Origin of the sequence: Paraburkholderia lebeckiae (assembly GCF_050436225.1) — a bacterium.
In the GTDB taxonomy this organism is placed as follows: Bacteria; Pseudomonadota; Gammaproteobacteria; order Burkholderiales; family Burkholderiaceae; genus Paraburkholderia; species Paraburkholderia tuberum.
Map to the genome: position 1 here is coordinate 1,590,108 of NZ_JBNDLU010000001.1, position 24,424 is coordinate 1,614,531.

17 protein-coding genes are annotated in these 24,424 nt (G+C 65.2%); 7 read left to right on the top strand and 10 right to left on the bottom strand.

Going from position 1 to position 24,424, the window contains the following annotated elements:
* Window positions 1-14: 14 nt before the first annotated feature.
* Window positions 15-587 (top strand): FUSC family protein, encoded by a 573-nt coding sequence (locus tag OKW45_RS07425; protein WP_429466891.1) that lies wholly within the window; start codon window positions 15-17, stop codon window positions 585-587.
* Between the two features lie 25 nt (window positions 588-612).
* Here the strand turns inward: OKW45_RS07425 and OKW45_RS07430 are convergent, their stop codons facing one another.
* The gene (locus OKW45_RS07430) at window positions 613-1,593 is read right to left on the bottom strand and encodes a cupin domain-containing protein (RefSeq protein ID WP_429466892.1); all 981 of its coding nucleotides are present in this window, start codon (window positions 1,591-1,593) and stop codon (window positions 613-615) included.
* Between the two features lie 117 nt (window positions 1,594-1,710).
* Here OKW45_RS07430 and OKW45_RS07435 point away from each other — a divergent pair, with 117 nt between their 5' ends.
* The gene (locus tag OKW45_RS07435; RefSeq protein WP_429466894.1) at window positions 1,711-2,052 is read left to right on the top strand and encodes a carboxymuconolactone decarboxylase family protein; all 342 of its coding nucleotides are present in this window, start codon (window positions 1,711-1,713) and stop codon (window positions 2,050-2,052) included.
* 141 nt (window positions 2,053-2,193) lie between these two features.
* Here the strand turns inward: OKW45_RS07435 and OKW45_RS07440 are convergent, their stop codons facing one another.
* A complete protein-coding gene (locus OKW45_RS07440; protein WP_429466895.1) occupies window positions 2,194-3,690 on the bottom strand; it encodes a carbohydrate porin in 1,497 nt (498 codons plus the stop codon).
* A 1,416-nt stretch (window positions 3,691-5,106) separates the two neighbouring features.
* Here OKW45_RS07440 and OKW45_RS07445 point away from each other — a divergent pair.
* Together OKW45_RS07445 and OKW45_RS07450 are read left to right on the top strand one after the other, a co-directional pair.
* Window positions 5,107-6,864, top strand: coding sequence for an ABC transporter permease (locus OKW45_RS07445; protein ID WP_429466897.1), 1,758 nt, complete (start codon window positions 5,107-5,109; stop codon window positions 6,862-6,864).
* A gap of 4 nt (window positions 6,865-6,868) precedes the next feature.
* Window positions 6,869-8,206: an ABC transporter ATP-binding protein gene (locus tag OKW45_RS07450; protein ID WP_429466899.1), complete on the top strand. Its 1,338-nt coding sequence runs from the start codon at window positions 6,869-6,871 to the stop codon at window positions 8,204-8,206.
* Window positions 8,207-8,374: 168 nt separating this feature from the next.
* Here the strand turns inward: OKW45_RS07450 and OKW45_RS07455 are convergent, their stop codons facing one another.
* Window positions 8,375-9,430 (bottom strand): aldo/keto reductase, encoded by a 1,056-nt coding sequence (locus tag OKW45_RS07455; protein WP_429466901.1) that lies wholly within the window; start codon window positions 9,428-9,430, stop codon window positions 8,375-8,377.
* Between the two features lie 261 nt (window positions 9,431-9,691).
* Between OKW45_RS07455 and OKW45_RS07460 the strand changes: the two genes are divergently transcribed.
* On the top strand, window positions 9,692-14,365 hold the full coding sequence (locus tag OKW45_RS07460) for a DEAD/DEAH box helicase (RefSeq protein ID WP_429466903.1): 4,674 nt from the start codon (window positions 9,692-9,694) through the stop codon (window positions 14,363-14,365).
* Window positions 14,366-14,570: 205 nt separating this feature from the next.
* Window positions 14,571-16,574 (top strand): cyclic di-GMP phosphodiesterase, encoded by a 2,004-nt coding sequence (gene pdeR / locus OKW45_RS07465; protein WP_429466905.1) that lies wholly within the window; start codon window positions 14,571-14,573, stop codon window positions 16,572-16,574.
* A gap of 18 nt (window positions 16,575-16,592) precedes the next feature.
* Here pdeR and OKW45_RS07470 read toward each other — a convergent pair whose 3' ends face one another.
* Window positions 16,593-17,696: a malate/lactate/ureidoglycolate dehydrogenase gene (locus tag OKW45_RS07470; RefSeq protein WP_429466906.1), complete on the bottom strand. Its 1,104-nt coding sequence runs from the start codon at window positions 17,694-17,696 to the stop codon at window positions 16,593-16,595.
* A gap of 123 nt (window positions 17,697-17,819) precedes the next feature.
* Complete coding sequence (locus tag OKW45_RS07475; RefSeq protein ID WP_429469297.1) at window positions 17,820-19,280, bottom strand: M20 family metallopeptidase; 1,461 nt, start codon at window positions 19,278-19,280, stop codon at window positions 17,820-17,822.
* Between the two features lie 168 nt (window positions 19,281-19,448).
* On the opposite strand from OKW45_RS07475, the gene OKW45_RS07480 reads away from it, so the two are divergent.
* Entirely contained in the window at window positions 19,449-19,760 is a 312-nt protein-coding gene (locus tag OKW45_RS07480) for a superinfection immunity protein (protein WP_018425315.1), read from the top strand.
* A gap of 91 nt (window positions 19,761-19,851) precedes the next feature.
* On the opposite strand, the gene OKW45_RS07485 is transcribed toward OKW45_RS07480, so the two are convergent.
* The 5 genes from OKW45_RS07485 to OKW45_RS07505 all read right to left on the bottom strand — a co-directional run bounded on the left by OKW45_RS07485 (window position 19,852) and on the right by OKW45_RS07505 (window position 24,419).
* Window positions 19,852-20,124, bottom strand: coding sequence for a YodC family protein (locus OKW45_RS07485; RefSeq protein WP_429466908.1), 273 nt, complete (start codon window positions 20,122-20,124; stop codon window positions 19,852-19,854).
* Window positions 20,125-20,617: 493 nt separating this feature from the next.
* Window positions 20,618-22,165, bottom strand: coding sequence for an MFS transporter (locus OKW45_RS07490; protein ID WP_429466910.1), 1,548 nt, complete (start codon window positions 22,163-22,165; stop codon window positions 20,618-20,620).
* A 57-nt stretch (window positions 22,166-22,222) separates the two neighbouring features.
* Window positions 22,223-22,852, bottom strand: coding sequence for a TetR/AcrR family transcriptional regulator (locus OKW45_RS07495; protein WP_184062500.1), 630 nt, complete (start codon window positions 22,850-22,852; stop codon window positions 22,223-22,225).
* 195 nt (window positions 22,853-23,047) lie between these two features.
* Window positions 23,048-23,473, bottom strand: coding sequence for an OsmC family protein (locus OKW45_RS07500; RefSeq protein WP_018425319.1), 426 nt, complete (start codon window positions 23,471-23,473; stop codon window positions 23,048-23,050).
* Window positions 23,474-23,864: 391 nt separating this feature from the next.
* On the bottom strand, window positions 23,865-24,419 hold the full coding sequence (locus tag OKW45_RS07505; protein ID WP_187630746.1) for a carboxymuconolactone decarboxylase family protein: 555 nt from the start codon (window positions 24,417-24,419) through the stop codon (window positions 23,865-23,867).
* Window positions 24,420-24,424 lie beyond the last annotated feature (5 nt).

Below are 24,424 nucleotides of genomic sequence, written 5' to 3' on the forward strand. Positions count from 1 at the left end.
CGCGCCTTCATCCGATGACTCCGTCCGACGATTCAAGCCCTTCCTCGCGCACGCACGCCGCCGATGCGCTGTTCGCTTTCCTGAAGACGCTGCCGCTCGGCGACCGCTTGATCGAGGGCGGCTTCATGGCCGTGCAGGCGGTGGCGGGCGCGAGTCTCGCGTTCGGCATCGCTCGCGCGCTGCACACCGAGCAGGCGTTCTGGGCCGCGATCACCGCGATCGCGGTGAGCCAGCATAGTTATATCGACACCCGCAAGCTGTCGCGCGACCAGTTCATCGGTGCGATGGTCGGCGGTATTTGCGGGCTGATCGGCACGCTCGCGGGCGGCGGCCATTTTGCCGCGTACGCGGCGACCGTGGCGGTCGCGATCCTGATCTGCTGGGTCGTCAACGTCGGCAGCGCAGCGCGCCTCGGCGGCATCACCGCGACGATCATGCTGCTGGCGCCAGGCATCGGCCCGGCGTGGGACAAGGCCTTTCTGCGGCTGGCCGAAGTGACGCTCGGCACGGTCTGCGCGGTCGTGGTCGCGCGACTGATGGCGTCGCTCGAAAGGCGCGCGTTCAGCAAGGGCGAACCGCCCAGATAGAATCGCCCACGCGTTGAGTCTTTAGTCAGTCATCCAGAGCACCGTCCGTTGGTGTGCGGCGCCGGTAACGTCCCGGCGTCACACCGACGCTTTGCGCGAACGCCTTGCCGAACGCCGCCTCCGATTGATAGCCGACCGCCTCGCCGATGTCCGCCGCGCTGCGTTGTGTGCGCAACAGCAGATCGCTGGCGATCGCCATGCGGATCTGCGTCAGAAAATCCATCACGGTCACGCCCGCGCGCTCGTTGAAGTGGCGCGCGTATGTCGCGCGCGACATCGCCGCGCGCTCGCCGAGTTCAGAGATCGTCCATGCGCGTTCGGGCGCGTCGAGCATGGCCTGCACCGATGCGCCGAGGCGTGCGTCCGTCAGCAACGCGAGCATCCCGGTGCCGTTCGCATTGCGCTCGCCGTGCACGCGCAGTGCCATCGCGAACAGCGCATGGCTCAAGGCCGTCACGATCGCGAGCGCGCCAGGCTGACGCCGCTCCGCTTCGCCGCGCATCAGAGCGATCATCGTCGGCAAGGCATCGAGCGTTTGCGCATCCCCGAGCGATACGTGCAGCGGATCGGGCAGTACATTGAGCAGCAACGCCGATGAACCGGGCGCATAGACGAAGCGGCCGCACAGCAGATCGACGCCGTCATGAATCGCGGTGTCGTTCGGCGTATGCGCGGCCGTGGCAGTGGTTTCGAGGACATCGTTGCGCCGCACCGGCAGCATGCCGTCATGCCCGAGCGTCAACGGCAGGCCACCCGCCGAGCGCTTTACGTCGCGCACGCGATGCGCGGCGCCACGCGGAAACAGCATGAAATCGCCGGCCTGCAATTCGAGCGGCTCGCCGCCGGCGGTCTCGATCACACAGCTGCCGTCGAGCACCAGATGAAACGGCGCGACGCCCGCCTCCAGCGGCGCGTGGTCGACGTCGAATGCGCCTGATAGCAGGCAGCGAAGATCGAGACTCGCTTGCGGCCGGGCAAGGTCGATCAGGCGACTGAGCGTGTCCATGAGACGAGCGCGCTAAAAGTTGAGTCGAATGAGTATTCGGGATATCGCGGCGCGGCGCAATACTTCGTCCCACGACGCCGGCAACCGCCGGCGCGCAACGGACCAAGGAGCACTGCCATGTTGAACTGGATCGATTACCGCAAGGAACTGTTCGGCCGTATCGGCGAAATGTCGAAGCTCGCGCCAGAAAGCGTGGAGGCGTATCAGGCGATGTCGAGCGCCGGTCAGAAGACCGATCTGCTCGGCGCGAAAACGCGCGAGCTGATTGCGCTCGCGGTAGCGGTCAGCCTGCGCTGTGACGGCTGTATCACGGTCCATACGGCCGAGGCGCTGAAGCACGGCGCGACCCGCGAGGAAATCGCCGAAGCGCTCGGCGTCGCGATGGCGATCAACGCGGGCGCGACGCTGGTGTACTCGGCGCGCACGCTGGACGCGGTCGCCGCGCATACGCAGGGGTAAGCGAGGTTGATGATTGGACGCAGCGATCGCTAAGTCCTCGTCAGTCCCTACGTGCCGCGTCGACCGGTCAAGTCAGGCGATGCGGCGCGCGGCCCTTGTTGAAGCGATCGATCACACGCGTACCAGCCTGATGACCGTTCCTCAGAACTGAATCGTCGTGCGCAAACCGAAAACCGCTTCGTTCCTGATGCGCTGGGACGAATCGTCCGGGTCCGGAATTCCGCCCCCCGGCCGCCAGAAGTACTGGAAGTCCGCTTGCATCATCCACCACGGCGCGACCTGATACTGATAGGTGGCTTCGAGCATCGTCTCCGCGCTGCGCGACGGATAGCCCGGCGTGTACAGCGCCTGTCCGCTCGCGAGATCCTGCGCGTGCGAGCCGATCTTCGCATAGCCGAGCGCGAGCCCGACCACGTCGTTGTCGCGCCCCTTGAACGGCGCCTTGAGCGTCACGCCCGCATTCACGCCGAGATCGACCAGATTGCGATCGCCCGGCGCACCCATGATGCGCGCGAACACACCGAGCGACCGCGGACTGTCGGAGCCCGCGCGCCACACCATCTGATCGGCGACCGCGTAGAAGCTGTAGTTGCCGCGATGACTCGTCGGCACGCCGTTGCTCGCCGGATTCGCTAGCGACAGGCCGCTAGTGTCGAAACCCTGATCCGTGAAGTGGTTGCTGTTGTACCAGAAGCCGAGCTTGTAGGAACCCGGCAGGCCGGCCGGCTTCGGATCGGACGCATTCGCCGACGGCTGGTTGATCGCGTACTGCAGTTCGCCGATCACGAGCACGCCGTTGCCGAGATTGAAGTTCGTGCCGCTCGCGTTGAGCTTTTGCGGATCGCCGACGCCTGGCGCCGGATTGCCGTCGAATACGCCGCCCAACACGGTTACTCCGTTCGCGAACGACGCCCGCGCCCTCACGCCGAGGGACGACAGCGGATAGGCTGGGCCGCCCGCCGGCAGATCGACGGACGGCAGCACTGGCCAACCGAACGTCGCGTTCATGAAGGTGGCCGCGTACTGGCTGACCATGAACTCCTGATCGAGACTCTGCTGACCGATCTTCACGTCGACGTTGCCGAGCGACTGCTGATACCACAGTTCCCACAGACGGGTCGCGGCGTCGGCTTCGATGCCGCTCGCGGTTTGCAGCGTTTGCAGATTTCTGGCGGTCAGGCTCGTGCCGTGAATCTGCAGACCGGACACGTTGAAAGTGCCGCCTGGCAATCCAAACGCCTTTTGCGTATCGACGACGAGTCCGAACTCGGTCAAGCCTTGATAAGCACCGCCGCGATTCGTCCCGCCCGAGAGGTTGCCCATGTACTCGCCGGTCTCCTGCAGATTGAAAGTCACACCGTAGTTGCCGAGCCACGGACGCAAACCGCCGATGTCGCCGAGCAGGTTCGAGCGCTCCCACAATCCCGTGGGCGCGGCGACGCTCTGATCGGCGGGCGCCGCATTGTCCGTGGCGCCGGGAGCCGGTGCGGACGGTGCAGTCGATGGCGCCGCTTGCGTCGGCGCGGCTTCGCCGGGTGTCTGCGCGAACGCGCAAGGAACGAGGCCGAGAGAAAGAACCGCGCTCACGGCGATGGCACCGCCGGAGCTCTGCGGTCTGCGCTTGTAGATATTTTCCATCACGTATCTGGGGTTGAAGTTATAGGCGGATCGCTCCGATGTTGTTCGCACACGCAGGTGGCGAACGTGTGTTCAATTCATTCCCGGCATGCAAGCTTGCGCGAGCCAGCGACGTTACCGTGACGCACTCCGGCGCACAACGAGCGCAACGCGAAAGCGCAACCGCCTCTTCAAGCGGAGGTTGCAGACGACGGTCAGAAAAGAGGAAGCGTGCTACGGAAAACCGGCAGCAAAGGCCGGTCAGAATTGAAGCACGCTAACCCCGAATGGGGCGAGTTAGCGGCGAAGGAGTGACCCTGCGGCGACTATCTCGCGGTTGTGTTGCCGGCGCTGGCCGGCATCGGACTTCCACTGCCTGAACATGCGTCCATGGGTGACTCCTTCGATACGTTGGGGCGGATTGTATTGACGTCGCCCGAAAAAGCGCAAGTAAAAAACGCATCAAGACAACGTCGGGTTCTCGGGGCGGCACGCAATGATTCTCGAACTCGTTGCGCAAGCCTTCGTCGATAAATGTTGGCTCTGCTTACAGAATCTGGTTGACTCCGGGTTTTTACCGCGTCTAGAATTCGCCCGTCTTCTCAAATGGGGCTGATGCCTTGGACACCTGCAGTAGTCGATCTTCGAACAGTTTCACTGCCTGACCGGCAGAACGTCCGCGCCCCTTCCCCCGCGCCGCCGTTCCGCCAGCAGGCAGAACGGTGCGCGCCGTAGCAAATCTTCTTCGTGCACCTCGATCATGAGCGCCATGTGGGACGCGGCCTTCGCTCGTCCGCACTGGCACGCCCTCGCAAGCCTTCGGGTTTGCGGCCGACGCTCGCCGATACCCGCGCCTGGTCGCGGGTTCTGGCGAGGCCGGTAAAACCACGCTGCGTGCCTGAGCGCAGTTCAACCCGACGAGGAGCCCCATGCCCGACAGTGACAGTTGTTGTTTATGCCCCTTCCCTTCAGCCTTAGAGAAGGAAAGCAGCTAGCAACCTGACGCCGCGCCAAGCGTGCGACGTTGGACCGTCTGCCCGCTTTCCGCTTGCCGCGTCACATACGACGCGCGGAGAAACGTCATGTATTTCGCTCTGCTTTTGCCGCATCTTCCCTATCGCAACGAGTCGCGCGCTCACTACGAGTCGCTTCTGTCGCTCGATCCGGTCCAATCGAATCGGCTTGTCACGCTGTGGCGCCGAATCGGGTCGCTGCTCTCTTAAGTCCTGCCAGGTTTCTGTCACGAATCAACGCCATTATCGAAAGATGGTGGCGTTGCCTCGTCGTGGCCGTTGCTTGCTGAATGAGCCCTTTCATCAACTTGCGATTCGTCATGTTCCAACTCAACAATCCCTCGCGAATCGATGCATGTGTCGCCGCCCTGTATGGCGGCACAACTTCGCTGTGCGCAAATACCCACGGCCCCGGAGGTTACTGATGGAGTTCGGTTTCAACCTGAACCGCACCGCCAATGCATCCGCACGACGGCTGCGTCCAAACGGATGGGACTTCGTCGCGTTCCCGCTGATCATCTGCCTGATCGCGATGGCGTCGATCGGCTTTCACGAGACGCTCGCGCCGATGTCGACGCTCAACACGCAGGCGATTTCGCTCGATCCGGCCAACCTGCCCGAGTACGCGATGCGCACCACGCTGCGCATGCTCGCGGCGATGGTCGCGTCGCTGATCTTCACGCTGGTCTACGGGACGCTGGCCGCCAAGAGCCGCCGCGCCGGTCTCGTGCTGGTGCCGATTCTCGACATCCTGCAGTCGGTGCCGGTGCTCGGCTACATCTCGTTCACGGTCACGTTCTTCCTCGCGATGTTCCCGGGCCGCGTGCTCGGCGCCGAACTCGCCGCGATCTTCGCGATCTTCACGAGCCAGGCGTGGAACATGACGTTCAGCTTCTATCAGTCGCTGCGCACGGTGCCGCGCGATCTCGACGAAGTCTCGCGCGGCTTTCATCTGACCTCATGGCAGCGCTTCTGGAAACTCGAAGTGCCGTTCTCGATGCCCGGCCTGATCTGGAACATGATGATGTCGATGTCGGGCGGCTGGTTCTTCGTCGTGGCTTCCGAGGCGATTACGGTCGGCAATAACACGATTAAGCTGCCGGGCATCGGCGCCTACCTGGCGCAGGCGATCAGCGACAAGAACCTGCACGCGATCGGCTGGGTCATCCTCGCGATGACGGTCGTGATTCTCGCCTACGACCAGTTGCTGTTCCGTCCGCTCGTCGCGTGGGCCGACAAGTTCCGCATGGAGACCACGACTTCGGGCAACGCGCCGCAGTCCTGGCTGCTCGACACGATGCGGCGCACACGTCTGATTCATCAGTTGCTGACGCCAGCGGGCGTGATGCTCGCGACCACCGCACGCATTCCGTTCCGTGTGCCTTTCGCGAGCGCGCGACGCGCCAGCGGACCGCGCGGCGAGAAATCGACGCGCGTGGGGGACATCGTGTGCGGCGTGCTCGTATTCGTGCTGACGGTCTATGCGATCTATCGCGTCGTCGCCTATGTGCGTGCCGGCGTCACGCTCGACGAGGTCGGTCACGTGTTCGTGCTCGGGCTCATCACACTACTGCGTGTCGCCGTGCTGATCGCGATCTCCTCGGTGATCTGGGTACCGATTGGCGTGTTGATCGGCCTGCGTCCGGCGCTCGCCGAGAAGGTCCAGCCGCTCGCGCAGTTTCTCGCCGCGTTCCCCGCGAACCTGCTGTTCCCGGTGTTCGTGATCGTGATCGTGCGCTTTCATCTGAATCCGGATATCTGGCTGTCGCCGCTGATCGTGCTCGGCACGCAGTGGTACATCCTGTTCAACGTGATCGCGGGCGCGACCGCCTATCCGAACGACTACCGCGAGGCGGCCATCAATTTCCGCATCCGGGGCTGGCAATGGTGGCGCCAGCTGATGCTGCCGGGCGTATTCCCTTACTACGTAACTGGCGCGATCACCGCATCGGGCGGCGCGTGGAACGCGAGCATCGTGTCCGAGTGCGTCCAGTGGGGGGATACCAATGTGGTCGCGCACGGCCTCGGCGCCTATATCGCCGAGACGACCGCCGCGGGCGATTTTCCGAAGATCATCCTTGGCGTCGCCGTGATGTCGCTATTCGTCACGCTATTCAACCGCGCGCTGTGGCGCCCCCTGTATGCCTTTGCCGAAATCAGGCTGCGACTCGACCAGGAGTGAACCCATGCAAAACGTCATTCAAGCCATTCCCGCCGACCGGCTCCAGTCGTCGCCGCGCGTGGGCGCGCAAGTGCTGAACATCGAGCACGTGAGCCGCGGCTTCCATAAAAACCAGAGCGACCTGCTGGTGCTCGACGACGTCAATCTGACGCTGCACGAGGGCGAAATCGTCGGACTGCTCGGCCGCTCGGGCTCGGGCAAGTCGACGCTGCTGCGCATCATCGCCGGTCTGATCCGGCCGACGAGCGGCAATGTGACCTACCTGGACAAGCCGCTCGACGGTCCCGCCGAGGGTGTCGCGATGGTGTTCCAGACCTTCGCGCTGTTTCCGTGGCTGACGGTGCTGCAGAACGTCGAAGCGGGGCTGGAGGCGCTCGGCGTCGGCGTCGAGGAGCGGCGCACGCGCGCGCTCGCCGCGATCGATCTGATCGGCCTCGATGGTTTCGAAAATGCGTATCCGCGCGAACTGTCGGGCGGCATGAGGCAGCGCGTCGGCTTCGCGCGCGCGCTCGTCGTCGATCCGACCATCCTGCTGATGGACGAGCCGTTCTCCGCGCTCGACGTGCTGACCGCCGAAACGCTGCGCACCGACCTGCTCGACCTGTGGAACCAGGACCGCATGCCGATCAAGTCGGTGCTGATCGTCACGCACAACATCGAGGAAGCCGTATTCATGTGCGATCGCATTCTCGTGCTGTCGTCGAACCCCGGGCGCGTGGTGGCCCAGACCGTAGTGCCGTTCGCGCATCCGCGCAACCGGCTCGACCCGGATTTTCGCGCGCTCGTCGACGAAATCTACGCGAAGATGACCGCGCGCCGCAGCGACACCGCGGCCAAACGCGAACTCGAACCCGGCAGTTGGTTGCCGAACGTGTCGACCAACCTGATGGCCGGTCTGCTCGAAACGCTCGCTGCAGCGCCCTACAACGGCCGCGCCGACATGCCCGACATCGCGCGCACACTGCAGCTGGAAGTCGACGAACTGTTCCCGATCGCGGAGATGCTGCAGTACCTCGGCTTTGCCGAAGTCAGCGAGGGCGACGTGTTCCTGACGCCACCCGCGCATCGATTCGCCGAGGGCAGCACGCAGGAGCGCAAGATCATGTTCGCCGATCATCTATTGCAGCGCGTGCCGCTCGCCGCGCGAATCAGAAAGGTGCTCAACGAACGGCCCGGACATCGCGCGCCGCGCGTGCGCTTCGAGCAGGAACTCGAGGACCTGCTGTCCGACAGCGCAGCGCAGGAGACGCTCGATGCGGTGATCGACTGGGGTCGTTACGCGGAAATCTTCTCGTACAACGACAAGACGGAGACTTTCAGTCTCGCGGACGTCGAGACCTGAGCGAGTGCCGAAACGAAATGGCCGCGGAGAACCGGAGAGCGGTGGATCGTCTTCACGAGTTGGCGGTTTTTCCAGTCGACCGCCTCAGGCCCGCGCGCGAGCATGAAACGCGCGCGGCCCATCGATGAACATTCGGGCTTCCAAGGAGAACGCGAGTACGCTGTCGCGTTATCGCTGCACGACGTGCCGAACCTCGGTCAGTTGCTGCCGGCGTTGCTCGCCCTGCCGTTCCAGCATCCAGCCGGGGTACTCCGCCGGCAGCGCGCTGACTTCGGCCAGCTTCGCGAGCTCATCGGCGGATAGCGCGACGTTGGTCGCCGCGATGTTGTCGTCGAGCTGCTCGATTTTCTTCGCGCCGACGATGACCGTGCTGACGACACGCTGATGCAGCAGCCACGCCAGCGCGATCTGCGCGACCGAGACGTTTTTCGCTGCAGCGATTTTGCGCATCACGTCGATGCAGTCATACGCGCGCTCGCGATCGACAGGCGGAAAATCGAAGTTCGTGCGACGGCTGCCCGCTTCGGCCTGCTGCTCGCGTCCGTATTTGCCGCTCAGCAAACCGCCCGCGAGCGGACTCCACACCATCAGGCCGAGGCCTTCGCTTTGCAGCATCGGCACGAGTTCGCGTTCGAGATCGCGACCCGCGAGCGTGTAATACGCCTGCAGCGTTTCGAAGCGCGCGGTGCCGAGCCTCTCGGCGATGCCGAGCGCCTTCGCGATCTGCCACGCGGCCCAGTTCGACACGCCGACGTAGCGCACGTGGCCGTGCTGCACAAGCGTATCGAGCGCGCGCACGGTTTCTTCGATCGGCGTGGCCGGATCGAAACCGTGGATCTGATACAGGTCGACGTGATCGAGTTGCAGACGCTTCAGGCTCGCCTTGATGCCGTCGAGGATGTGATAGCGCGACGCGCCGCGCGCGTTTGCGAACTCGCCGGTCTGGCCGAACACCTTGGTCGCGATCACGACCTTGTCGCGCGGTACTTGCAGATTCTTCAGCGCCTGGCCGGTGATCTGCTCGGACAGGCCGCCCGCGTAAACGTCGGCTGTGTCGATGAAATTGATGCCCGCGTCGAGCGCCCGGCCGACCAGCCGCTCCGCGTCGTTCTGCTGCAGATCGCCGATCTGCCGCCAGATGCCTTCGCCACCGCCGAAGGTCATCGTGCCCAAACACAACTCTGAAACAAACACACCGGTACGGCCCAACTGGTTATATCGCATCGTCGACGCTCCTTCGTGGGTGCAGGAAGAGTCGTCAAGCGTACTGCAATTGGCGGAGGCTGGCAGGAGAGGCACACACGCGGCAAAAAACTACGAATTCCAGCAGCGGCGCGAAGCCCGATGCGCCGCGCACGAGCGGCGAAAACCTGCGAGACTGACCGCTATTGCGCCGTCAGCGTGGAATGACCCGCAACCGCCAAAACGGTCGACATTGGCCGGTACTGACTGGATATCCCCCGCGCCGCCCTCATCTACACAAGCATGACTTCGGCAAAAACTTCCGCCGCACTCGACGCGGCGCCCCGTTCCCGCAAGGCCCACTCCACCGCGAGCGCGGCGCGCCCCGCCGCGCCAGCCCAGCAGGCACTCGACGGTTTTCACCCGGCCGTCGCCAACTGGTTCCAGCAAACCTTCGACGCCCCGACCGACGCACAAGCCGCCGCGTGGCCGCAGATCCGTAGCGGCCGCTCGACGCTGGTCGCCGCGCCGACGGGCTCCGGCAAGACGCTGACCGCATTCCTGTCCGCGCTGAACGAGCTGGTGTCGCAAGGCCTCGCGAACGGCGGCACACTGCCCGACGAAACGCTGGTCGTCTACGTGTCGCCGCTGAAGGCGCTTTCGAACGACATCCGCCTGAATCTGCAACTGCCGCTGCAAGGCATCGCCGCCGAACTCGACAGGCTCGGCCTGCCGCCGCTCGACATTCGCACCGCGGTGCGCACCGGCGACACCACGCAGCAGGAACGCAATGCGTTGAAAAAGCGCGCGCCGCACATTCTCGTGACGACGCCCGAGTCGCTGTACGTGCTGCTTGGCTCGGATTCTGGCCGCCGCATGCTGGCAACGGTGCGCACGGTGATCGTCGATGAGATTCATGCGCTCGCCGGCAGCAAGCGCGGCAGTCATCTCGCGCTGAGCCTCGAACGGCTCGACGCGCTCTGCGCCCGGCGCCTGCCACGCATCGGGCTGTCGGCGACGCAAAAGCCGGTCAGCGCGGTCGCGCGGTTTCTGGTCGGCGGCGCGAGCCTCGAGAGCGACGTACCGGCCGAGTGCGCGGTAATCGACGTCGGCCACATCCGCGCGCGCGACCTCGCGCTCGAGATCCCGCCGGTGCCGCTCGAAGCGGTGATGGCCAACGAAGTATGGGAGCGTATCTACGACCGGCTCGCCGAACTGGTCGCGCAGCACCGCACGACGCTGATCTTCGTCAACACGCGCCGGATGGCCGAGCGCGCCGCGCGTCATCTGACCGAGCGGCTCGGCAAGGACGCGGTCGCCGCGCATCACGGCAGTCTCGCGAAAGAACATCGTTTCGACGCCGAACAGCGACTGAAACGCGGCGAGCTGCGAGTGCTGATCGCGACCGCTTCGCTCGAACTCGGCATCGATATCGGCGACGTCGACCTCGTCTGCCAGATGGGTTCGCCGCGCGCGATCGCGCCGTTCCTGCAGCGCGTCGGCCGCTCGGGCCACCACGTCGGCGGCATGCCGAAGGGGCGGCTCTTTCCCGCCTCGCGCGACGACCTGCTCGAATGCGCGGCGCTGCTCGATTGCGTGCGGCGTGGCGAACTCGATGCGCTGCGCATCCCGCGCGCGCCGCTCGACGTGCTCGCGCAGCAGATCGTCGCGGAAGTGTCGAGCGGCGAGTGGAGCGAGGATGCGCTGTTCGACATGCTGCGGCGCGCAGCGCCGTACGCGGATCTGTCGCGCGAGCAATACGACGCGGTGCTGCGCATGCTCGCCGAGGGCTACACGAGCCGCCACGGTCCGCGCGCCGCGTATGTGCATCGCGATGCGGTAAGCGGCACGCTGCGCGGCCGGCGCGGCGGCAAGCTGGTCGCCGTAACGTCGGGCGGCACGATCCCCGAAAATGCCGATTACGCGGTCGTGCTCGAACCGCAGGCGATCAACATTGGCACCGTCAACGAGGACTTCGCGGTCGAAAGCCTCGCCGGCGATGTGTTCCAGCTCGGCAACGCGTCGTACCGGATTCTGCGAATCGAGAGTGGCCGGGTGCGGGTCGAGGACGCACAAGGGCAACCGCCGAACATTCCGTTCTGGCTCGGTGAGGCGCCGGGGCGCAGCGACGAACTGTCATTCGCGGTCGCGAGATTGCGGGAGCAGGTCGAGCGTTTGCTGACGGAGGGCGAGCAGGCGTCACACGCGGTTGCGTCGGTGCGAATCGCCGCGGCGCAATTCGAAGCAGCCGCAACGCCCGCGAAATCCGCGGCAAAGCAAGGACGCAAAGCGAAAGCTGCCGGGGCGCAGCGCGCGACGCAGACCACCACGGCGTCCGCAACCGCCGCAGCCACGTTGCCCGCGAGCGAAGCCGAACCCGCCGCCGCGCGCCTCGACCACGCCATCGCCTGGCTCGCCGACGACCTCACGCTCGACGAACCCGCCGCGCGCCAGATCGTCGAATACCTGGCGCGTGCGCGCGCCGCGCTCGGCGTACTGCCGACGCAGAGCACGCTGGTGATGGAGCGCTTCTTCGACGAATCGGGCGGCACCCAACTCGTGATCCACTCGCCGTTCGGCAGCCGCGTGAACCGCGCGTGGGGGCTCGCGCTGCGCAAACGCTTCTGCCGCAGCTTCAACTTCGAGTTGCAGGCCGCCGCCACCGAAGACGCGATCGTGCTGTCGCTGACCGGCAGCCATTCGTTCGTGCTCGACGAGGTCTGGCGCTATCTGCACTCGAACAGCGCCGAACGTCTGCTGATCCAGGCACTGCTCGATGCGCCGTTGTTCGGCGTGCGCTGGCGCTGGAACGCGACGACCGCGCTCTGCCTGCCGCGCTACACGGGCGGCCGCAAGACCGCGCCGCAACTGCAGCGTATGCGCAGCGAGGATCTGCTCGCAAGCGTGTTTCCCGAGCAGGCCGCGTGTCTGGAGAACGTCGTCGGCGAACGCGAGGTGCCGCGCCACCCCTTAGTCGACCAAACCATCGACGACTGTCTGCACGACGCGATGGACAGCGAACGCTGGCTCGCGCTGCTGCGCCGCATCGAGCGCGGCGAGTTGCGGCTCGTCGCGCGTGATCTGCCGGCGCCGTCACCGCTCGCCGCCGAGATCCTGACCGCGAAGCCCTATGCGTATCTCGACGACGCGCCGATCGAGGAGCGCCGCACCCAGGCGGTGCTGAACCGCCGATGGACAGACCCTGAAAGCGCCGACGATCTTGGCGCGCTCGACGCCGCCGCGATCGACAGCGTGCGCGACGAGGCGTGGCCGCAGGCGCGCAACGCCGACGAAATGCACGAAGCGCTGACGGGCCTCGCGTGCATCACCGGGGCCGAGGCGCTCGCGCACGAGGATTGGCCGACGCTGCTGGCGGCGTTGGCGAAAGCCGGCCGGGCGACGCGCTTGCCGCTGGCCGCGCAAGCCAACGCGAGCACGGGCAACGACGACGCCAGCGACAGCGACAGCGCACTGTGGCTGCCCGCCGAACGCCTGACCTGCTTCGAAGCGCTGTACCCCGGCATCGCGCGCAATCGCTACACGCCGCCGCTGAGCGCCCCGAAGGGCTACACCGAGAGCTGGAGCGCCGACGATGCGCTCGTCGACGTGTTGCGCGCGCGGCTGACCGGCTTCGGCCCGCTGACGGTCGAGGCGATCGCGCGTCCGCTCGGTTTGCCGGCCGACCGGATCGAACAGGCGCTGATCCGGCTCGAAGCCGAAGGCTATCTGTTGCGCGGCCGCTTCACGCCGCACACAAGCGACGAGGAATGGTGCGAACGACATCTGCTCGCACGCATCCACCGCTACACGGTGAGGCGGCTGCGGCGTGAGATCGAGCCGGTCGAGCGGCACGACTTCATGCGCTTCCTGTTCGAATGGCAGCATCTGACGCCGACGACACGAGCCGAAGGCCGCGACGCGCTCGCCGCCGCGCTCGACCAGCTCGAAGGCTTCCAGGCCGCGGCCGGCGCGTGGGAGGAAGACATCCTGCCCGCGCGCGTGCGTGCCTACGCCAGCAGTTCGCTCGATGAGCTATGCCGCGCCGGCAAGATCGTCTGGACCCGCCTGACCGAGCGGGCGCGCGGCGCCGCCGGTCCGGTCCGCGGCACGCCGATCGTGCTGCTGCCGCGCGCCCAGTTGCGTGCGTGGCGCGCGCTGCTCGATCCGGCGCGCCAAGTCGAGTTGTCGGCGCTCGCGCAAAGCGTGCACGACACCCTCGCGCAACACGGCGCGATGTTCTTCGACGAACTGCTCGCCGAGGTGCGCGTGCTGCGCATGGAGCTCGAAAACGCGCTCGGCGAGCTGGTCGCGGCCGGCCTCGCGAACTCCGACAGCTTCGCGGGCTTGCGCGCGTTGCTGAAGCCCGTCGCCAAACGCAACGCGTTTTCCAGCAGCCGGCGCGCGCGAGCGAGCGCGCTGATCGGCGGCATGGACGACGCGGGGCGTTGGGCGCTCGTGAGCCGTCCGTCCGCCGTCGCGCCGGAAAATCCATCCGAGCGGCGGCGCCAGTTGCCGCCCGAGGCGCTCGAACACGTCGCAATGACGTTGCTGCGCCGCTACGGTGTCGTGTTCTGGCGCGTGCTCGAACGCGAGGCCGAATGGCTTCCGCCGTGGCGCGATCTGCTGCGCGTTCTGCAGCGGCTCGAGGCGCGCGGCGTGATCCGCGGCGGGCGGTTCGTCAACGGGCTCGCGGGCGAGCAGTTCGCGCTGCCCGAGGCGATTCCGCTGCTGCGCGAGGTGCGCCGGCAGCCGCACGACGGTGCTCTTATCTGCGTTGCTGGGACCGATCCGCTGAATCTCGTCGGCACGCTGCTGGTCGGCGACAAGGTGCCGGCCGTGGCCGGAAACCGCGTGCTGTATCGCGACGGCGTGGCGGCGGCCACGCTGGTGGCCGGCAAGTTCCGGTTCGACGCGGCGCTCGACGCCAACCCGCCCGAACGCGAACGCGCCCGCGCACTGCTGGCGCGCCGCCTCTAACTACGTCGTCGTGGCGCCGTTTTGCCGCGCGATAATGCCGCCGCGCGCGGCCGCGCCGGCCCATACCCTTGATTAGCAAAACGTTAATGATTCTTCGCTCGAATTGTCACGCTTAGATACAATGAGGCAGTTTCAATTTGGTATGAGGAAGACTGTCTGCCGCCGCCCGCCTTGATAGGGACCGCCGGCACACTCCGGGGATTCCATGAGCGACGAGCTACACGACCAGGTGCTTCACGCGCGGTTCGGCACGAGCAGCCCTCGCTGGAGCCTGGCGGCGGCCAGCGACACGCTGGAACTCGTGCCTGCGCACGGCCAAGCGACTGCCGGCGTCGCCATTTCCCTCACCTCTTCTCAAGCCTCCCAGGTCCGCGCGCTGAGCGGCGTGACCTCCCACGTCGTCGTCGACGTTCAGCTCGACGGCGCGCCGCTGCGGCTGCATCTGGTCGGCAAGAAACTCGATTGTCATCGCTGGGGCGGCACGGCGTCGGCCGATGGCGACACGGAATCCGTCGCGCGAGCGTTGCTGCACGGTCTGTCGTTCGCTGAACAGGTCGTCTCGGAGGTCAATTCGGTCGTCGTGATCGTCGACCGGAACGGCCGGATACAGCGCTTCAACCGGCTCGCCGAGGAGCTGACCGGGCTCAGGGAAGAGGACATCATCGGCCGCAGCGTCTGGACGCTGTTCATGTCGTCCGACGACGGCGGGGTCTCGAACGAGGTCAGCGTGAACTTTTTCAATCGTGGCGAACCGTACGAGATCGAACGGCGCATCAAAACTGTGCACGGCGAACGGCTGTTCCTGTTTCGCAACAAATTCGTGCGCAGCGGCAGCGGCATCGAAGACCAGTTCCTGATCTGCTCGGGCACCGACATCACCGAACAACGGCTCGCGCAGGACCGCCTGATCGAGCAGGCCACCACCGACCCGCTCACTGGCCTCGCCAATCGCAACGCGATCCAGGAGCGCATCCGGATCGCGATCGAACAGGCCGCGCCGGGCGAAACAGTCGGCGTCCTGTTTCTCGATCTCGACAACTTCAAAAAGGTCAACGATCACTACGGCCACGTGTTCGGCGACCGGCTGATCTGCGACGTCTCGGACGCGATCCGCAACTGCCTGAATCCGGGCGACTCGCTCGCGCGTCTGGGCGGCGACGAGTTCATCGTGCTCGCGGCGAAGGGCTCCGCGCATGACCTGGAAAACACCGCGCTGCGCATTCTCGATCAAATGCGCATGCCGTTCGCTGTCGGGCTCGTCGAGGTCTATACCGGCTGCTCGATCGGCATCGCGCGTTCGCCCGAGCATGGCGAAACCCTCGAATCGCTGATCCGTTCGGCCGACACGGCGATGTACGTCGCGAAGGACGAAGGCAAGCGCACGCATCGCGTGTTCTCGCCGGACATGAACCGCCGCGTCGCGGAGTTCATGTGGCTCGACACGAATCTGCGCCGCGGACTCGAGGAAGGCCAGTTCGCGCTGCACTATCAGCCAAAGTTGAACCTCGCGACGGGCGCCGTGCAAGGCGCGGAAGCGCTGGTGCGCTGGAATTCGCCCGAGCGCGGCCAGATCATGCCGGCGGAATTCATCCGTTATGCCGAGGAATCCGGACTGATCGGCGTGCTCGGCCGCTGGGTGATGGAAACCGCGGCGAAACAGGCGGCCCGCTGGAAAGCGGCCGGCTACGACCTGCGCGTCGCGATCAACGTGTCGGCGCGACAGCTCACGGATACAGCCGTAGTCCGCCATTTCACCGAGGCATTGCAGCACGCGAGTCTCGATCCATGCCTCGTCGACCTCGAACTGACCGAAAGCTGCCTGATCGAAAACGAAGCGGCCGCGATCGAGCTGATCAAGCAGTTCCGCCAACTCGGCGCGCAAGTGCATCTGGACGACTTCGGCACCGGCTACTCGTCGCTGTCGCAACTCGGCCGTATTCCACTCGACGTGATCAAGCTCGACCGCAGCTTCACGCGCTCGATCCACGCGGATATGAAGGCACAGGCGCTGGTGCGCTCGATGGTCGCCGTCGCGCAGGAACTCGATTTCCAGGTGGTCGCCGAAGGGATCGAAACCGAGGCGGAAGAAGCCTTCATGAAGGGGCTCGGCGTCGATTACGTGCAGGGCTTCCTGTATGCGAAGCCGATGCCCGCCATCGAGTTCGAGCGCTGGCTGCTCGATAGGCGCAAGCTCAGGCTGATCGCCTGAGCCCTGCTGTCGCGCGCTTCAGCCGAGGCGCGCCGACCAACCACCCACTTCGTCTTCATTCATCCCGACGGCGCGCGCCGCGGAGTGGATTTGCGTCCACGTCGCCGCGTCGATCGGAATGCCGCTGGCCTCGCGCTGCGCGCGCGTCACGCGCTCGGGCTCGCCGGGTTCGTAGATGCGCTCCGCGCCCGCCGCGAGCGGCGACGCCTTCACCCACGCGAGGAACGCATCGGCTTCGGCTTGCGCATCGGGCGCGTCGAATGCGGTGGGATCGATGATCACCGATAGCATGCAGTTGATGATCGCGTGTGTGGTGCCGAGCGTGTCCGCATGCGTCGTGAAGCCGCCCGACAGCGCGCCGCCGAAAATCTCGCACATCGCCGCGAGCCCGAAACCCTTGTAGCCACCGAACGGTGTGAGCGCGCCGAACGGCGCTTCGTGCATGACTTTCGGTTCGAGCGTCGGCATGCCTTCGTGATCGATCAACGCGCCGGGTGGTGTGTGCTTGCCCTGGTTATAAGCGACGCGCGTCTTGCCAAACGCGATCGTGCTGGTCGCGAAGTCGAGCACCAGCGGCGGTTTGCCTGGCCGCGGATAAGCGGCGCAGAACGGATTCGTGCCGATGCGCCGGTCCGCGCCGCCGAATGGCGCGACGAGCGGATCGCCCGCCACGTTGACGAAGTGAAACGACACCAGCCCGGCGCGCGCGCACTGCTCGGCCCAATGCCCGATGCGGCCGATATGATGCGCGCCGCGCAAGCCCACCGCGCAGACGCCGAGCCGCCGCGCGCGCTCGATGCCCCGCTCCATCGCCTCGAACGCGATCACCTGACCGAAGCCCTTGCCGCCTTCGACGGTCAGTACCGCGCCCGCGTCCTTCACGACGTCGGCGTGTCGATTCAGTTGCAGTTGCCGGTCGGCGAGCGATTCGACATAGCGCGGGATCATGCCGACGCCGTGCGAGTCGTGCCCGGTCAGATTCGCGGCCACCAGATGATCGGCCACCAGCTCCGCTTCGCGCGGCGTACTGCCCGCTCGCTCCCAGATCGCCCTGACGTAGGCATGCAGTTGATCGGCCGGAATCCGGGGCGTGGTGGTTTGGGCAGTCTGGGAGTCGGTCATTCAGCGTGTCGGTGAGGTTCGAACGGGAGGAATGAAACGGCGGGAAAAACAGCTGCATCAAAGCAGCATCAATAAACAGCGGGCCCGGGTGACGCCCGAGCCCCACTCAAACGAAACCAGAACTCACGACGCCACGGCAATCACTTCGGCAACCGCGGCCGTCAGCTTCTTGCCGTACGGCACGTGCAGGAACTCGTTCGGCCCATGTGCGTTCGACTTCGGCCCGAGCACGCCGCACACCATGAACTGCGACTTCGGGAAGCCCGCCTTCAGCACGTTCATCAACGGGATCGTGCCGCCGAGACCCATGTAGGCCGCGTCGGCGCCGAAGTGCTGACGCGACGCCTCGTTGAGCGCGGTGGCGAGCCATGGCGCGACCTCCGGTGCGTTCCAGCCGCTCGCCGCGCCCGCATCCGGCTTGAACGTGACCTTCGCGTTGTACGGCGGATCGAATTCGAGCAGCGCCTTCAGTTCGGCGACCGCCTTCTCCGCTTCGATGGTCGGCGGCAGCCGCAGCGACAGCTTGAACGCCGTGCGCGGACGCAGCACGTTGCCGGCGTCGGCGAGCGCGGGCAAGCCAGCCGCGCCCGTCACCGACAGCGACGGACGCCACGTCGAATTGAGCAGCGCCTCGCGCGGATCGGTCGTGGTGGGCAGCACCTGACGGCCGTCCTGGCCGCACGCCCACGGCATCTTCTTCCAGACGTCATCGCCGAGAATCTTTGCGGCGGCCTCCGCTTCGCGCAGACGATCGGCCGGCACCGTGCAGTGGAAGCCCTTCGGCAGCAGCGTGCCGTTCGCGGAGTCTTCGAGACGATCAAACAGTTGCCGCATGATGCGGAAGCTCGACGGCACGATGCCGCCGTAGACGCCCGAGTGAATCCCTTCGTCGAGCACCTGCACTTCGAGATCGCCGCCGACGAGTCCGCGCAGCGACGTGGTCAGCCACAGCTGATCGTAATTGCCCGCACCCGAGTCGAGACACACGACGAGCCCGACGTTACCGAGCCGCTCGCGCAGCGCGTCGACGTAGGGCAATAGATCGTAGCTGCCCGACTCCTCGCACGTTTCGATCAGCCCGACGCAGCGCGGCCGCTCGACACCCTGCGCATCGAGCGCGGCGAGCGCCGTCAGGCTCGCATAGATCGCGTAGCCGTCGTCCGCGCCGCCGCGGCCGTAGAGCTTGCCGTCTTCGAACTTCGGCGTCCACGGACCGAGGTCGTTGCGCCAGCCATCGAACTCGGGCTGCTTGTCGAGGTGGCCATAGAGCACGATGGTTTGGTCGCTGCCCGAGCGCGTCGCGGCCGTCTCGAAGAAGATCACCGGCGTGCGGCCCGGCAGGCGGATCACCTCGAGCTTCAGGCCGCGCACCGGTTGCTGCTCGGCCCATTGTGCGGCGTCGGTGATCACGCGCTCCAGATAACCGTGTTTCGCCCAGTCGGGATCGAACGCCGGACTCTTGGCCGGCACCGCGATGTAGTCCGTCAGCGCGGGCACGATCTCGTCGTTCCACTTGCGCTCGACGAATTCTCGTAGCGTGTCCGGGTTGAGTTGAGCCTGCTGGGTCGTGTCGTCGCTGATCATGATCGGGTCCGTGAAGTACTGTTCGGTCGAAACGATCATGATAGTCCCGATGCGTGTCGGGCTGAACCCCTTGCGGTGATTGGAGTGGAGACTGGAATGCGCAGGTGCGAGACGCGCGGCCGCCATTCGCGCGACAATCGCTATATGCATCGCGCATCAGGAGCTGGTATGGGTGGCAACGTGGCCGTTCAGGCCATCGGCGCGGCGTTCGCGCTGGCGCTGTATTTTCTGCCGGCGATCATCGCGGACCGGCGCAAGCGCCGCGACGTGCTGACGCTCGCGCTCTTCAATGCGTGCCTCGGCTGGACCGTACTCGGCTGGGTGCTCGCACTGTATTGGGCGCTACAGCCGAATCCGGCGGAGAGCCTCGCGCGGGACGTCGTGGAGACACGCAAGGTGTCGACCTTGCGCGCGTTTTCATCGGCGCTGACGCTGCGCGTGCGGCGACGCGAGGCCGCGCGCGACCGGCCCAAGCGCTGAAACGATTCGGGCGGCTCGAGCAATACGAGCAACAAACGAACAACAGGAAACCGATTGATTGACGTGCACGGGCGTCACTCAGGGGCGTCACTCAGGCCGCGCGCCCGATGCGACTCCACTGTACCGAGCCCGCCGGAATGGAGCGCGGCTCCGCGCGCACGGCATGCGCGGCAAAGCTTTCGTGGCGCAGTTCGCCGTGTTCGTCGAACCACTCGCAGATCACCCAGTCGCCGGGATTCAGCGCGAACGGACCCGCGTACGTCACGGTCATGCGCGGGCCCCCTTCTTTTAACTTGACGACGTCGCCCACATTGAAGGGGGCGGCGGATGTTGTCTGGAATGCGTCAATGGTAGCGGTCAGCATATTGGGTCCCCCTATCTTGAGCGTTTATTAAGTTGAGCCCGGCTTTATCGACTCCGACCTGTTGAACGTACACTCTAACGTAAAGTTAAGACAGATTAACAATCGAATTTAAACGCGGCAAGCGCTTTTTTATTGATACCGTTTTCATTAGGCCCGCAGTCCATGCTCGGTGGCTAAAGGTTCCCCGCATTACCGAACACAATCATCGCGACACCTTGCGGCTAACCCTATGTGCGCTACCGCACAAACGCAACACTTACTGCAGGCCGTTTGCAGGCCGGTAGAAAATGCGAGGTCGGTTTCATCTGATTAAAAACACTGACGTGATGTCGTCGAGCGGTTAATCGGAATGAGCCAGTTTGATCTAAATCAGAATTACCTGTGAACGAGTAGATCGCCGGTAAATAGCATGCAGTTCGTTATACCGCTTCGTTCAAATTGACCGATTTTTTCAGCGAGCCAACAAATGAAAACGATTACCAGCGGATTAATTTCAAACTGCCGGGGCCACCGAGCGCCGCACACCTTGCTGATGACGCACCAGCAGCACGCTAAGGCCGATACACACGAACATCAGCACAGCATTAATAGCGAGGCTCAGCTGGAACGCGTGCGCATAAGAGGCGGGTGCCGAACTGCCGCCGAGCGCCCCGAAGAACGCGCCGCTGATCGCCGCGGTGCCGAACGCGGAGCCGATCTGCAACGTCGACGAGACCACACCCGATGCAAGCCCGGCCTTCTCGGGCACCACCTCCTGCAACACGATGCGCATGATCGACGGCAACAGCAGACCATGTCCGACGCCCGCGCACACTAGCCCGCAGTAGAACAGCAGATCGGGCGTCGCGGACTGGGTCGCGGACCAGCCGGTCACCGTGAAGCCCAGCGTCATCATCGAGAAACCGAGCGTCAGCACGTGGGCGCCGATGCGCTTGACCACGGCCGGCGACGTCAACGGCCCGATCACGAAGCCAAGCGCGAACGGCATGATCGCGATGCCCGACGCGAGCGGCGTCCAGTGCAGGCCGGTTTGCAGAAAGATGCCGTAGGTCAGGAAGAACGCGCTATTGCAATAGAACAGGAACGCGAGCACGAGACCAAGCGCGAACGCGCGATTGCGGAACAGTTGCAGATCGACGAGCGGATGGCCGCCAGCGCGCTCGACGCGCCGCTCGGTCGCGACGAACAGCGCGAACACCGGCACCGCGAGTGCGAACATGGCGAAGGTCCACGCGGGCCAGCCGGCTTCGCGGCCATGCGTCATCGGATAGATGACGAGCAGCAGCACCGCCGACAGCAGCGCGACGCCCTTCAGATCGACGCCGGTATGCGTGGCCGGCTGGTTCTCCGGCACGAACTTCCATGTGCCGATGAACGCCGCGATGCCGATCGGGATGTTGATCAGGAAGATCACGCGCCAGTCGAGCCCGAACGGGTGATATGTGATCAGCGCGCCGCCGCCAAGTTGCCCGACGATCGACGACAAGCCGAACACGAAGCCATACAGGCTCATCACGCGCGTCTGCTGATGCAACGGCACGACCGCGCGAATCGTCGCGAGCACTTGCGGCGCCATCACCGCGGCCGCGATGCCTTGCACGATGCGCGAGATCACGAGCATGTGGCCGCTCGTCGCGAAGCCGCACAACGCGGACGCGATCACGAAAGCCGCCATGCCCGTCATGAACATGCGACGGCGGCCGAACAGATCGCCAAGGCGGCCCCCCGTGATCAGCAGCACCGCGTAGGCGGACGCATAAGCCGACACGACGAGTTGCAGTTGCGCGTCGCTAGCGTTGAGGCCCGTGTGAATCGACGGCAGCGCCAGATTGACGATGAAGTAATCGAGCGGCGCGAGAAAGGCGCCGACGAACAACACGGCGAGCGCGAGCGCCTGGCGCTGAAAGCCGGGCGCCGACATTTTGGCGGCGACAGCCATGCCGGCCATCGCCGGGCCGGGACCGGTCACGGCTACGCTCGCCGCGCAGCTGACGGATCCACCGAATGCCGCCGGAGGGGACTTGATCGCTTCGCTTTTCATGACCGATCGTTCAAAAATTGGTTAAAAAATTTTGCGCCACTGCTCGCGGACGAGGCGTTACACCAGCGCGCGCATCGCCACATCGACGATACCGATCAGCGCATCTTGCTGATGCGCGACCCGCCCCATGACGCGCAAGCCCTGCATGACGCACAACAGGAAATCGCCGACGGCTTTTTCGTCGAGCGTCGAATCGAATGCGCCGCTCGCCTGACCGCGGATCACCGCCGCGGCGAGCAAAGTCGCCATGCGGCGCTGAATCGCGGCGACACGCGCGCGCAGCACTTCGTCATCGGGCTGCATTTCGAGCGTCGTATTCGTAATGAAACAGCTGCGCCGGCCGCTCAATGCGCACGAGACCCGCGCGTAGTGCAGCAGCGCGTCGCGCAGCGCCTGCTCCGGCTCGGCCGTCGCGCTCAGTCGCTGCGCAAGCCGCGCGACCGCGCCTTCCGAGTAATGATCCAGCGCGGCGAGCATGATGCCGTGCTTGTCGCCGAACACGCCGTAAAGGCTGCCGCGCAGCAGACCGGTGGCCTTGCACAGATCGTCGATCGACGTCGCGTGGTAGCCGTGATCCCAGAACACCTGGCTCGCGTTCGCCAGCACGGTGGCCGTGTCGAACTCGCGCGGACGGCCGCGCTGACATGTTTCGCCAGCTTTTTTCGCGGCTTGCTTTGAATGACTCAATTGCGATGACCTTGTTGCCTGGTTGCGTCGGTCTGTTGATATTATGACTGGACGTTCAATAAATCAAGGATGGCATTCCGTAGGCCTACTCGCGTTGGGGTCATCATCCGTTAATTCGACAACAGCCATCAAAAAACCGGCGGCGGGCATGGCCCGTCACCGGCTTCGTTGCGCGCTGACCGTGACAGCAAAGACTCAGGTCTCGAGCTTCGCATCCATCGTAATCGTCGCGTTCAGCACCTTCGACACTGGGCACCCGGCCTTCGCGTCCGCGGTGGCTTTGTCGAACGCGGCCTTGTCTCCGCCCGGAATCTTCACGGCCACGTCGAGATGCACCGCGGTGATCGCGAAGCCGCCGCCGTCCTTGTCGAGCGTGACGGTGGCCGTGGTGCCGATGCGCTCCGGCGTGATGTTGGCCTTGCCTAGCTCCGCCGACAACGCCATCGAGAAACATCCCGCATGCGCAGCCGCGATCAGTTCTTCAGGATTCGTGCCGATGCCGTCCGCGAAGCGCGTCGCGAACGAGTACTGGGTGTCCTTCAGGACGCCGCTGTCGGTGGAAATCGAGCCCTTGCCGTTCTGCAGGCCGCCTTGCCAGACTGCCGATGCCTTGCGCTTCATTGCTCTCTCCTGTTTGTGCCTTGCCGCGCACGCTGCTCGACCAAAGATGATGCCCGCCACGGCGGTCCGCCCGGATGTGTCCGCGCCTGGGCATCGGTCGCAGGTGCCGCGCGGCTTGCAGGCGCGGGCGTGGACCGGATTTCATCATAGGCGCTTCCGTGTCCCGGCGCGGAAAAGGCGGCTTTTCACTATCTCAAAATCGGCAACGATATTTCACCAGAAACCCGCTTTTTTGCTGACATCGTAAGAAATGGACTCCGTTCAACGGATCGGGGAACGCGGTTTACGCCGATCCACCGCTCGACGATCGTCACCGCTTCGGCGCCAGGTTCGCAAGACGTCGGCGGCGCGAAGCCCAGTTCGTCGGACGCGGGCGCGCCGGCGACGGTCGCTATTCGGGAAACGGCAGGCTTTGCTGCCCCAATGCGCGCATGTCGAACACGTTCAGCGTCATCGCGACCAGCGCGTAGTAGCCGAGCAGGCCGACCAGGTTGATCACGACCTGGTGCCCGAAACGCCCGACCGCCTGCGCATACGTCGCGGCCGTCACTCGCTTCGTCTCGTACAGTTCGCTCGCGAAGTCGTAGATCAGCGCGTCGTCGGCATCGGCGAACTCGGGGCGGCGCCCCTGGCGGATCGCCTCGGCGTCCGCTTCGCCGACGCCCGCCTGCAGCGCGATCGGATAGTGGATATACCACTCCGCCTGGGCCTGCCAGCGCGAAGCGGTCACCAGAATCGCGAGTTCCGACAGCCGCAGCGGCAGCCCGGTCTGGTAGCGGCAAAACGCGCCGAGGCGTTGCGCGTGTTGCGCGAGTTCGGGGCTGTGAATCCAGCCGAGGAACGGCCCATTCAGGTTGCCGCGCGGGCCGGACAGGATTTCGTCGAGCACCGCCTTCTGTTCGGGCGTGGCAGTGGACATGTCGAAGTGAGGCAAGCGCTCGGTCATCATCG

Excerpts from the sequence above, each read along its gene's own strand:
- OKW45_RS07505 (WP_187630746.1), bottom strand. The coding sequence starts at position 24,419 with ATGACCGAGCGCTTGCCTCACTTCGACATGTCCACTGCCACGCCCGAA.
- pdeR (WP_429466905.1), top strand. The coding sequence starts at position 14,571 with ATGAGCGACGAGCTACACGACCAGGTGCTTCACGCGCGGTTCGGCACG.
- OKW45_RS07430 (WP_429466892.1), bottom strand. The coding sequence starts at position 1,593 with ATGGACACGCTCAGTCGCCTGATCGACCTTGCCCGGCCGCAAGCGAGT.
- OKW45_RS07485 (WP_429466908.1), bottom strand. The coding sequence starts at position 20,124 with ATGCTGACCGCTACCATTGACGCATTCCAGACAACATCCGCCGCCCCC.
- OKW45_RS07500 (WP_018425319.1), bottom strand. The coding sequence starts at position 23,473 with ATGAAGCGCAAGGCATCGGCAGTCTGGCAAGGCGGCCTGCAGAACGGC.
- OKW45_RS07450 (WP_429466899.1), top strand. The coding sequence starts at position 6,869 with ATGCAAAACGTCATTCAAGCCATTCCCGCCGACCGGCTCCAGTCGTCG.
- OKW45_RS07440 (WP_429466895.1), bottom strand. The coding sequence starts at position 3,690 with ATGGAAAATATCTACAAGCGCAGACCGCAGAGCTCCGGCGGTGCCATC.
- OKW45_RS07475 (WP_429469297.1), bottom strand. The coding sequence starts at position 19,280 with ATGATCAGCGACGACACGACCCAGCAGGCTCAACTCAACCCGGACACG.
- OKW45_RS07480 (WP_018425315.1), top strand. The coding sequence starts at position 19,449 with ATGGGTGGCAACGTGGCCGTTCAGGCCATCGGCGCGGCGTTCGCGCTG.
- OKW45_RS07445 (WP_429466897.1), top strand. The coding sequence starts at position 5,107 with ATGGAGTTCGGTTTCAACCTGAACCGCACCGCCAATGCATCCGCACGA.
- OKW45_RS07470 (WP_429466906.1), bottom strand. The coding sequence starts at position 17,696 with ATGACCGACTCCCAGACTGCCCAAACCACCACGCCCCGGATTCCGGCC.
- OKW45_RS07490 (WP_429466910.1), bottom strand. The coding sequence starts at position 22,165 with ATGAAAAGCGAAGCGATCAAGTCCCCTCCGGCGGCATTCGGTGGATCC.
- OKW45_RS07455 (WP_429466901.1), bottom strand. The coding sequence starts at position 9,430 with ATGCGATATAACCAGTTGGGCCGTACCGGTGTGTTTGTTTCAGAGTTG.
- OKW45_RS07460 (WP_429466903.1), top strand. The coding sequence starts at position 9,692 with ATGACTTCGGCAAAAACTTCCGCCGCACTCGACGCGGCGCCCCGTTCC.
- OKW45_RS07425 (WP_429466891.1), top strand. The coding sequence starts at position 15 with ATGACTCCGTCCGACGATTCAAGCCCTTCCTCGCGCACGCACGCCGCC.
- OKW45_RS07435 (WP_429466894.1), top strand. The coding sequence starts at position 1,711 with ATGTTGAACTGGATCGATTACCGCAAGGAACTGTTCGGCCGTATCGGC.